Annotated in this window: 14 protein-coding genes and 1 pseudogene; 2 read left to right on the top strand and 13 right to left on the bottom strand. The window is 49.4% G+C overall.

Annotation, left to right across the window (positions count from 1 at the left end; all coding sequences use genetic code 11):
* The first annotated feature begins 191 nt into the window (after window positions 1-191).
* Both HWQ67_RS09350 and HWQ67_RS09345 read left to right on the top strand, forming a co-directional pair.
* The gene (locus HWQ67_RS09350; RefSeq protein ID WP_218252420.1) at window positions 192-353 is read left to right on the top strand and encodes a hypothetical protein; all 162 of its coding nucleotides are present in this window, start codon (window positions 192-194) and stop codon (window positions 351-353) included.
* A 58-nt stretch (window positions 354-411) separates the two neighbouring features.
* Window positions 412-585, top strand: coding sequence for a hypothetical protein (locus tag HWQ67_RS09345; RefSeq protein ID WP_218252419.1), 174 nt, complete (start codon window positions 412-414; stop codon window positions 583-585).
* Between the two features lie 68 nt (window positions 586-653).
* Here HWQ67_RS09345 and HWQ67_RS09340 read toward each other — a convergent pair whose 3' ends face one another.
* From HWQ67_RS09340 to HWQ67_RS20525, 13 genes and pseudogenes are all read right to left on the bottom strand, one after another.
* Window positions 654-1,574 (bottom strand): Rpn family recombination-promoting nuclease/putative transposase, encoded by a 921-nt coding sequence (locus HWQ67_RS09340; RefSeq protein ID WP_218252418.1) that lies wholly within the window; start codon window positions 1,572-1,574, stop codon window positions 654-656.
* Between the two features lie 48 nt (window positions 1,575-1,622).
* Window positions 1,623-2,006, bottom strand: coding sequence for a HEPN domain-containing protein (locus tag HWQ67_RS09335; protein ID WP_218252417.1), 384 nt, complete (start codon window positions 2,004-2,006; stop codon window positions 1,623-1,625).
* Complete coding sequence (locus HWQ67_RS09330; RefSeq protein ID WP_218252416.1) at window positions 2,003-2,317, bottom strand: nucleotidyltransferase domain-containing protein; 315 nt, start codon at window positions 2,315-2,317, stop codon at window positions 2,003-2,005. The genes HWQ67_RS09335 and HWQ67_RS09330 overlap by 4 nt, the downstream gene beginning before the upstream one ends.
* A 181-nt stretch (window positions 2,318-2,498) precedes the next feature.
* Window positions 2,499-2,813: an HNH endonuclease gene (locus tag HWQ67_RS09325; protein WP_218252415.1), complete on the bottom strand. Its 315-nt coding sequence runs from the start codon at window positions 2,811-2,813 to the stop codon at window positions 2,499-2,501.
* Entirely contained in the window at window positions 2,810-3,085 is a 276-nt protein-coding gene (locus HWQ67_RS09320) for a DUF507 family protein (protein WP_255317200.1), read from the bottom strand. The genes HWQ67_RS09325 and HWQ67_RS09320 overlap by 4 nt, the downstream gene beginning before the upstream one ends.
* The gene (locus tag HWQ67_RS09315; RefSeq protein ID WP_218252413.1) at window positions 3,085-3,366 is read right to left on the bottom strand and encodes a DUF507 family protein; all 282 of its coding nucleotides are present in this window, start codon (window positions 3,364-3,366) and stop codon (window positions 3,085-3,087) included. The genes HWQ67_RS09320 and HWQ67_RS09315 overlap by 1 nt, the downstream gene beginning before the upstream one ends.
* A 1-nt stretch (window position 3,367) precedes the next feature.
* Window positions 3,368-3,628 (bottom strand): 30S ribosomal protein S18, encoded by a 261-nt coding sequence (gene rpsR, locus HWQ67_RS09310; protein WP_218252412.1) that lies wholly within the window; start codon window positions 3,626-3,628, stop codon window positions 3,368-3,370.
* Window positions 3,629-3,662: 34 nt separating this feature from the next.
* A complete protein-coding gene (locus HWQ67_RS09305) occupies window positions 3,663-4,067 on the bottom strand; it encodes a single-stranded DNA-binding protein (RefSeq protein ID WP_218252411.1) in 405 nt (134 codons plus the stop codon).
* Between the two features lie 4 nt (window positions 4,068-4,071).
* The gene (gene rpsF / locus HWQ67_RS09300; RefSeq protein WP_218252410.1) at window positions 4,072-4,455 is read right to left on the bottom strand and encodes a 30S ribosomal protein S6; all 384 of its coding nucleotides are present in this window, start codon (window positions 4,453-4,455) and stop codon (window positions 4,072-4,074) included.
* 113 nt (window positions 4,456-4,568) lie between these two features.
* A complete protein-coding gene (locus HWQ67_RS09295; RefSeq protein ID WP_218252409.1) occupies window positions 4,569-6,038 on the bottom strand; it encodes a sigma-54-dependent transcriptional regulator in 1,470 nt (489 codons plus the stop codon).
* A gap of 129 nt (window positions 6,039-6,167) precedes the next feature.
* Entirely contained in the window at window positions 6,168-7,145 is a 978-nt protein-coding gene (locus HWQ67_RS09290; RefSeq protein ID WP_218252408.1) for a class II fructose-bisphosphate aldolase, read from the bottom strand.
* Window positions 7,146-7,329: 184 nt separating this feature from the next.
* Complete coding sequence (locus HWQ67_RS09285) at window positions 7,330-7,788, bottom strand: BACON domain-containing protein (protein ID WP_320414560.1); 459 nt, start codon at window positions 7,786-7,788, stop codon at window positions 7,330-7,332.
* Between the two features lie 30 nt (window positions 7,789-7,818).
* A pseudogene (locus tag HWQ67_RS20525) lies at window positions 7,819-7,869 on the bottom strand (hypothetical protein); the annotation flags it as partial.
* Between the last annotated feature and the right edge of the window lie 364 nt (window positions 7,870-8,233).

Raw genomic sequence — 8,233 nt, 5'->3', positions numbered from 1 at the left:
CCGTTGCCGTTATGGGTTGATCCTCCACGACGAGGACGACCACCCAGGCACCTACAAAACCAAACAATGGCGGTGGCTGCATGACCACGGTTGTTTGGGGTGCTACCGACCATTGCGATAGAAAATATTACTCGAAAATACAGATTTTGGAACCAGAGTTTAATGAGCGCACAGAACGCTTAGGGATTGCTGTGGAAGCAATAATAATTGGGCATGGTGGAGTTCTTTCAGTTGCCAGAGCAACAGGAATATCAGAAAATACTGAGCCTCTTGCAAAATACAGATTATGTAAAATATTGCAAAGAGTCATATCTTACAACTCCCTGACAATAAACGATATTTATTTGGCATGATAATTGCCTAAACGTCATATTTGCAAGAGGCTCTACTATAAGAACTGGTAAGCAAGAATTGTTAGGAGAACAAGAAAATCTGAATACGGTAGACCCGGTTGGTCTGAGTTGTGGCAGCGTTCCGATGGCCTGCTTCCAGGGAAATACACTTCCCAAGCGTAATCTGGTCGGCTACCTCTGTCAATCAAACAACTTCGGAGCGTTGGGCGGCACGGGTGTGTTCACGTACTAGGCACTGACGGCTTTGACGACAATGGGGGTATTACCTGTTGCCGTTGGGCTGAAGGAGGAATAACTTACTCAAAAAAATCCCTTCAAGTCCTCTACGGAGGCAGACGCCTTTAACAGTTTCTTAAACGCCTCTAATTTTTCTATAGTTCCAAGTTTCCTGACACTTTCCATAATGTCGGTAGCCACATCTGCATACTTAACCTCAAGTATCACCTCTATCCCTTCAAGCAACCCCTCGTACTTTCCTTCAAGTCTGCCTTCAAGTCTGCCCTTGCGCTCTCCCTCAAGAAATGAATACTCTATTGCACCCCTTTCATCCTGTAAGCGAATCTGCCAGTAATCGTACAGCTCAAATTCATCCTTGCTCCAGAACATCCTGGTTGCTATGTTGTATGCCTCTTGTATCTCCGCAAAGTCTGCGCTCTTGGGTATTATTTGCATGGAACCGGCGTTTTTTATAAAATGTATCCATTTATCCACTACGCTATGTATCTCATCCTCGGTTTTGGTAAACTTGGGCAGCTCTATAAAGTTGAATTCAAAGTCCACTAACACCTGCCTGAGAGTGGCGGAGTTTAATATCAGATGTCTTGTGATATAGCTGTCGCCTTCAAGTATGTCAAAGTCCAATATGCCTATATATATCACCGGTTTTAACGCAGGATAATTGTCGCCTTTATCCAACTGGGCAATATATGCCTTACTTGTATAGTATAGCACACGTTTTTCAAATCCGCGCCGCCTTTGAATCTGTATCTCTATTATGAACGTTATGCCCCTTTTATCTACCGCCCTTATATCCAATATCGTCTCTTTCAGTATCTTTATATTTGGTGTCTGATATGGATTCAGAATCGACAAATCATCTATTTCCCTATCTCCGCTGAGACCTAAGACTGCATTTAAAAAAGATATAAGAATCCCCTTTTTGCCTTCGTTGCCAAATATCTTCTTAAACGCTATGTCACTTCTTACATCTACAAACTGCATATATTATTATAGCAAAACATCTGAAACTTTATACAGAGAAATAAATTGTTACTGTAAATATTTCTGTAATAATCGAAGGTTAAGCATTATGGGGTCAAGGGGACTTCTTTCCGGCCGGGGCGCCTCGCCCCTCCCCTTGCGGGGGGGCTGAAGGGCAATGGCCTTGAGGTTGTAAGCCTGAGACAGGAATATCCTGAGTTCTGCCGGAACACTCGGCTCATTTTTGGTTAGACGCATAAATTCCATCTGAACACCTTTATGGGTTTTAACCGTCTTTCCCATACGTTCAAAGATAAGGGCTTGTGCGGCATGAAATCCAGCAAGATAAGCGGTACGCCCTGCATCACTGTTAAGGCCAACATTAAGCATGGTGTTGGCATTTACAAGCAATTTCTCTGCTTTTTCAATGAAGTTGGCTGTCTCTGACGTCACAGGTCAAGCCCCTCTTGTCTGATTTCACGCATGAGCGGTGAACTTTCTTGATAGGCCGTGGCTGAATAGGGTTTTGCATCAAAGAAAACACCTGCATCATCAATAAAACTAACGCGGAGCCTGGCTAACCTGTCCAGTTCAGCCCACCTGTCCGGAAGCGATTTAAGGAATACGGCAACGTCATAATCGGAATCTTCATGCTCATCGCCACGAGCACGAGAGCCGAACAATACCACACGCTCAAGGCGCTCGCCGTAAATATCAACCAGTGCCACATGAAATTTAGCAAGGATAGGATCAGATGTCTCCATAAGGTTATTTTACCACGAATCGTAATAAAATTGCAGCACTGTGACTTTGTTTTGTCTGAAGATCAAGACTTCAGGCTGTTTTTCAGTTTATCCACTGCTCTTTATGGTAGGGCTGATGGGCCGGTGCAAGCGCCACAGAATGGATGCAACTCGGCGCGACGAAAGGCCGACAGTCGCCCTCTCAATCGCCACCGTCTCCCCCTTCCTTGAGGCTATCCATGTAGGGTGTCCATTGCCAGGGAAGGGTGTGCTGCTTTTTGGTATTACATGATTTACAGGCTGCAACTATATTGCTTTTGATCGACGTGCCACCCTGTGACAGGGGAATGATGTGGTCCATGGTTATATCTGACGGACTAAAGGTACCGTTGCAGTAATGGCAGATGCCACGTTGACACTTGCGTCGCCACCATGTGGTTTTTCTAAGTTGTCTGGCCTTAGCCCTGTGTTGTTTTACGTACTCATCGCTGATATGAAAGAATGTACTCCGACTCAAGACCTGCCTTTTTTTCGTTCTTCCTCGGCAAACAGCTTCTTGTAAAGGATATCCCACTCAGCGCTGCCCTCAACGACCTTCTTTGACAGGGTGTTTATCTTTGCCCGAACGGCATCGTCGATCTCCTGCCCTACCCTGAGTTCATCAACGATGACCTTTCTGATTTCCTTGCGTACTTTACCTTCATCGGCCTTTAAATGCACAAGGCCCTTGTCCGATAACCCCTTGAGCAAGACGTGCGACATGTGGGTTATTTTATCATCCGATAGCATCAAATAACTATATTTCGCTCCTTGATGAGTCTCCGTTTGGTCATGTCAAAGAGCGCCTTGTAATCGAGGTGCTTGCGCTCTATCTCACCCTCAAACGACCGCAATATCTGACGCACCTCATCGGCCAACCTGTCCTCAACCGTCAGCTCCTCATACAGCAACGCCTCCGTTTGCCTGCAGAGTTCGTTTATGGCCACCTTTGGCTCAACAAATCCTCCCCTGACAAGGCTGTTGACTATCCTGCCGGCAATTATGGGCAACCACGACTTGGGTAGGCGCATCTTATTTTTCCATAAATGACAACAGTGCTATGTTTCTTGCACGCTTGATAGCCTCCGTGAGGTCCCTCTGGTGCTTGGCGCAGGTGCCCGTCATACGGCTCGGCAGCAGTTTGCCACGCTCGGTCAGATACGACTTGAGCGTCTTGGTGTCCTTGTAATCGATAAAAATTGTCTTCTCCGCACAAAACCTGCAGAACTTCTTCCGCGTAAACCGCTTGTACTTGGCCTGTTCTGTCGGTTTGGTTCTTGTTGCCGTTCTCATAAGTGCTAGTACTCCTATAAGTTTTTATAATAATTTAGAATGGTTCAACGTCCGTAGATTCATACGGCGGCAGAGGTTCGGAGCCAAAATCACTCTGATGCTGACCTGCACCTCCACTATCACGCTTTGGAAGAAAAACGACATTAGTTGCAACACACTCAAATCTGCTCTTCTTCTGGCCATCGGCTTCCCAAGTCCTCTCCCTGAGGCGTCCTTCAGCTAAAACACCACTGCCTTTGTTCAGGTACTGGCCACAGTTTTCAGCCTGTTTACCAAAAACAGTTACATCCAAAAACAGCGTCTCATCCTTCCACGTTTCTCCCTGCTTGGCTCTGGAGGTTGCAGCCAATCTCAACGTAACAACCGGCAGACCCTGGGGGGTGTAACGAAGCTCGGGGTCCTTTGTCAGATTGCCGGCTAATATGAGTTTGTTGAACATGTCTCTACCCCTCTGTCTTTTCTTCTTCTACCGGGGCCTCTACCGCCTCCTTTTGTTTTGCCTCCGCTGCCCTCAGAGATTCCTCAAGCACCTCGATCTCCTTCTTTCTCAGCTTTATCACCTGATACTTAAATACCGGATCGTAGACCTTGTACAATCCCTCAAGCAACTTCGTCGTCGTTGGCGGGGCCTTGAACACAAAAAAGAGATAAAATCCCTTTTCGTGCTTGTTTATCATGTAGGCAAGTTTCCTCCTGCCCCACTTCTCCTGTTTCAGTATCTGCCCCGTATTGCCCTCTATCGTGTCAGATATCCGTTTTATAGCGCTATCCACGTTTTCGTCATCCAACGAGGCATCGATAATAACTATGTTCTCATAGTAGTTCATTTCTTAAAACCCCTTAGTTTTTTTTTCCTAATATCAATGATATCACAAATACATCCTTTACGGCAATAGCTTATTAGTAATGAGTGGATAATTTTTTCATAGCGAGTACACAATCATGTATTCACCGGGGGCATGGCCCCTGCGTGTGGGAGCTGAGTGGAGCTGTCCTCGCTGTGTTCTTTCTTGGTGTCGTTTATGGATATTTGATATTGCTTGAGCTTTGCTCTCAGTGTGTTTCGGTTGATACCCAGTGCCCTGGATGCCTTCAACTGATTGCCGTTGGTTTCGGCCAGCACGATAGATATAAGCGACTTCTCCACCTCGGCAATGATCGTATTGTAGAGGTTTCCGTCGTTGAGTTGGGTGATATCCTTGAGGTATTTGCTTAACTTATCCTTTAGAAAGTCGTGCATGGAGCATGGGCGTTCTTCGGTAACGAGGAGGTCCTTGTCGTCGATCATGGCGCCCTCCGATAAGGCTGCCGCACGAAAGACGGTTCGCTTGAGTTCGCTGACGTTGCCGGGCCAGCGGTAGTTTAACATGAGTGCCTTGGCGGCATCAGAGAATTCCTTTATGTCTGTATCGTACTTGCGCCGGGAGGACTCCAGGAAGTGTTCCGCTATGGGCAGGATGTCTTCCTTGCGTTCTCGCAGGGGGGGCAGTTTTATTTCGTGTCTGTGCAGGAGGTCATAGAGTTCGGGGTTGAACGTGGCCCCGGTAACGGCCCCTTTGAGGTCCTTACTGGTGGCGGCTATGACGCGGACGTCGGCAACAACGGCAGAAGTCCCACCAACGGGAATATACTGACCGGTACTGATAAAGCTCAACAGTCTCTGCTGTAGAGCGAGGTCGAGCTTTGACACTTCGTCGATAAAGATGGTGCCGCCGTTGGTTCGGGCAAGACGACCACATGCAACGGGCGTGTGCCGTTGTCTCAGGGGATCGTTGAGTTCGCCAAACAGCATTGCATCGAGCAGTTCTCCGGGGATGGCGGTCGTGTTGACGGAAACGAAGGGGCCATCCCTTCGGCTGCCCAAGTTGTGTATGGCCCTGGCTATGAACTCCTTGCCGGTGCCACACTCGCCTTCGATGAGCGTCGCTCCATGGTTTGAGGCCTCACGTTCCATGTCCTTTAGCACTTTGGCCATTTTTTTACTCTTGCCCGTTAACGGGTTGAGGTCTCGTGTGCAGTGCAGTGCCCGCAGGCGTGACAGTTCCAGGCGTTGTGCCATATCCTGGGCGGCCTTTTCGACAACCACCTTTAATTCTTCAACGTCGGTTGGCACATTGAGACAGGCAAAGGCCCCGGCCCTGAGTGTGGCCGCATGTGAGTCGCCGTGGGCACAGAGGGCGATCACGGTGGAGTCCGGATACACGGAGCGCACCCTCAACAGGACATCAAGACCGCTACTCTGTGGCATAGACGTCTTGAGCAACACGATCTGGTCTGTGGCCCTGAGCATCTGCAGGGCAGACTGAAGGTCAGGGCTGTGACGGATGGTGAATCCCATCGGTGCAAGGGCTTGTTCCGCTGCAACAGCGGCTGCCATGTCGTCGTCTATGAGCAACAGTTCTTTTACCATATTCGGAGGAAAGAGACCCACCCTGCCACATGTGTGTGCGGCGTGCAGTATTCCTGGGGGGTCTCTTTATGCACCGGTGTTAGAATGTGCGTGTCCGGGGCATACGAGTTAACGTGATGCCTTTATTGCTTATGCCTTTCCGGCACTTCCAAGTACCTGTTCGTTTTTCTCCTTGATCATCTTGACGAGTTCCTCGCGTGCCGGTCCGAGGTACTTGCGTGGGTCAAACTCCTTTGGATTTTCGGCGAAGGCCTTTCTGATCATGGCGGTCATTGCGAGTCTGCCGTCGCTGTCGATGTTTATCTTGCACACGGCAGATGCGGCTGCCTTTCGCAGTTGGTAGACGGGTACGCCGACGGCGTTGTCGATCTTTCCGCCGTACTGGTTTATCATGTCAACGTAGGCCGGGATGACCGATGATGCTCCGTGCAGGACGATAGGGAATCCGGGGATGCGGCGTTCCACTTCCTCGAGGATGTCAAATCTCAGAGGCGGTGGTTCCTCGCCGGGCTTGACCTTAAACTTGTATGCCCCGTGGGAGGTGCCGATGGAGATGGCCAGGGAGTCTACACCGGTGCGTTTTACGAAGTCCTCGACCTCTTCGGGTTTGGTGTAGTGGCTGACTTCCGAGGAGACGTCGTCCTCGATACCGGCCAGGACGCCGAGTTCGCCTTCGACGGTGACGTCGTGGTCATGGGCGTACTGGACGACCTGCTTTGTCAACTCGACGTTTTTTTCATAGGGGTGGTGTGAGCCGTCGATCATTACCGAAGAAAATCCCGTATCTATACACGACTTGCAAAGCTCAAAGGTATCTCCGTGGTCCAGGTGCAGGACGATTGGGATGTTACCACCCATGTCCTTCATCATCTGGACGGCCCCCATGGCCATGAATCTCAGCAGCGTTTGGTTGGCGTACTTTCTGGCGCCGCTTGACACCTGAAGGATGACGGGGGATTTTGTCTCCACGCACCCGATGATGATTGCCTGTAGTTGTTCCATGTTGTTAAAATTGTACGCCGGGATGGCATAGCCTCCCTTGACGGCCTTCTCGAAAAGCTCTTTGCTATTTACCAGGCCAAGTTCCTTATAACTGACATTTGCCATATATACCTCCATATCTAATATTTTTCAATCAGCAATGATTGGCTAAGATGTAAGATGATAATCAATATAGGGCACGCTTGTCAACAGGCAGGTTTTTTTGACGTAATGGTTCGACTGTATAATCAATCCACAATCAACAAAGCAAGAAGAGGGGTGAGGGGGCGGAGCTGCTCTTCTTTATTGCCTACTTCGCCTGCCATTCCGATGGCATACCATTGACCACGTACCCGCTGCCGGATGTTATCGTTGTGCCATCCATGAACCAGACGTAGACGTCGCCATTGCCGGTGTTCTGCCACAATACGTTGGTCTTGCCGTCGCCGTCAAAATCGGCTATTGCCTTTGCCTTCCAGTTGCCGGGGACACCGGGAAAGGTCTGCCCGCCGATTGTCAAAGTCCCGGTGCGTGCATCGCCCGTGTTCTCCGTGACGGAATAGTTTACGGTGGCAGTGCCGTAGCCGGAGGTGTTGAATGTTATTTTTAGCCAGTCGGCATTGCTGGTCGCTGTCCACTGGCAAGCGCTGGTTGTGGTTACATTCACGCTGCCAGTGCCTGCTGCCGAGGTGAAGGTCTTGCTCGTTGGGGAGAGTGTATAGCTGCAAGATACGCCGTCCTGTGTAACCGTAAACGCCTGTCCTGCGATAGTTAGCGTCCCTGTGCGTTGGCTTGTGGATGTATTCGCTGTTGCCGTGTATGTAACCGTTCCTGAACCTGTACCGCTCGTCGGGGATACCGTAAGCCAGCCGACATTGCTTGCCGCGCTCCATGTGCATCCGGTGTTTGCCGTTGATGTACAATCCTGTCCCTGAAGTCAGCCGCTATTATTTCCCGCATCTTGGGTCTCTCCAAGATGAAACAGACAGCGCGGGAGGGACAATAGGTCTTTCCTGTTAATTCCTCAGAAAGATCAAATAGCTTTTCTTCTGCGTTTACCTCAAACCTCAGCGCATTCATTGTTTTTCTGTATCTTCTTTATATTTCACGGTAAAAGAAAGAAGGAGGGCGGTTCCGCCCCCTCCTCAGACCTCCCCCGCAAGGGGGCCAGCCCCCTTGACCCCATTATTTCACACTCAAATATCATGCCTGAA

This window comes from Candidatus Magnetobacterium casense, from assembly GCF_019173545.1.
In the GTDB taxonomy this organism is placed as follows: Bacteria; Nitrospirota; Thermodesulfovibrionia; order Thermodesulfovibrionales; family Magnetobacteriaceae; genus Magnetobacterium; species Magnetobacterium cryptolimnobacter.
Note: the sequence above shows the minus strand (reverse complement) of the source record. Positions and strands in the feature narration are given on the sequence as shown.

Excerpts from the sequence above, each read along its gene's own strand:
- HWQ67_RS09340 (WP_218252418.1), bottom strand. The coding sequence starts at position 1,574 with ATGCAGTTTGTAGATGTAAGAAGTGACATAGCGTTTAAGAAGATATTT.
- rpsR (WP_218252412.1), bottom strand. The coding sequence starts at position 3,628 with ATGAGAACGGCAACAAGAACCAAACCGACAGAACAGGCCAAGTACAAG.
- HWQ67_RS09290 (WP_218252408.1), bottom strand. The coding sequence starts at position 7,145 with ATGGCAAATGTCAGTTATAAGGAACTTGGCCTGGTAAATAGCAAAGAG.
- HWQ67_RS09315 (WP_218252413.1), bottom strand. The coding sequence starts at position 3,366 with ATGCGCCTACCCAAGTCGTGGTTGCCCATAATTGCCGGCAGGATAGTC.
- HWQ67_RS09295 (WP_218252409.1), bottom strand. The coding sequence starts at position 6,038 with ATGGTAAAAGAACTGTTGCTCATAGACGACGACATGGCAGCCGCTGTT.
- HWQ67_RS09320 (WP_255317200.1), bottom strand. The coding sequence starts at position 3,085 with ATGCTATCGGATGATAAAATAACCCACATGTCGCACGTCTTGCTCAAG.
- HWQ67_RS09330 (WP_218252416.1), bottom strand. The coding sequence starts at position 2,317 with ATGGAGACATCTGATCCTATCCTTGCTAAATTTCATGTGGCACTGGTT.
- rpsF (WP_218252410.1), bottom strand. The coding sequence starts at position 4,455 with ATGAACTACTATGAGAACATAGTTATTATCGATGCCTCGTTGGATGAC.
- HWQ67_RS09305 (WP_218252411.1), bottom strand. The coding sequence starts at position 4,067 with ATGTTCAACAAACTCATATTAGCCGGCAATCTGACAAAGGACCCCGAG.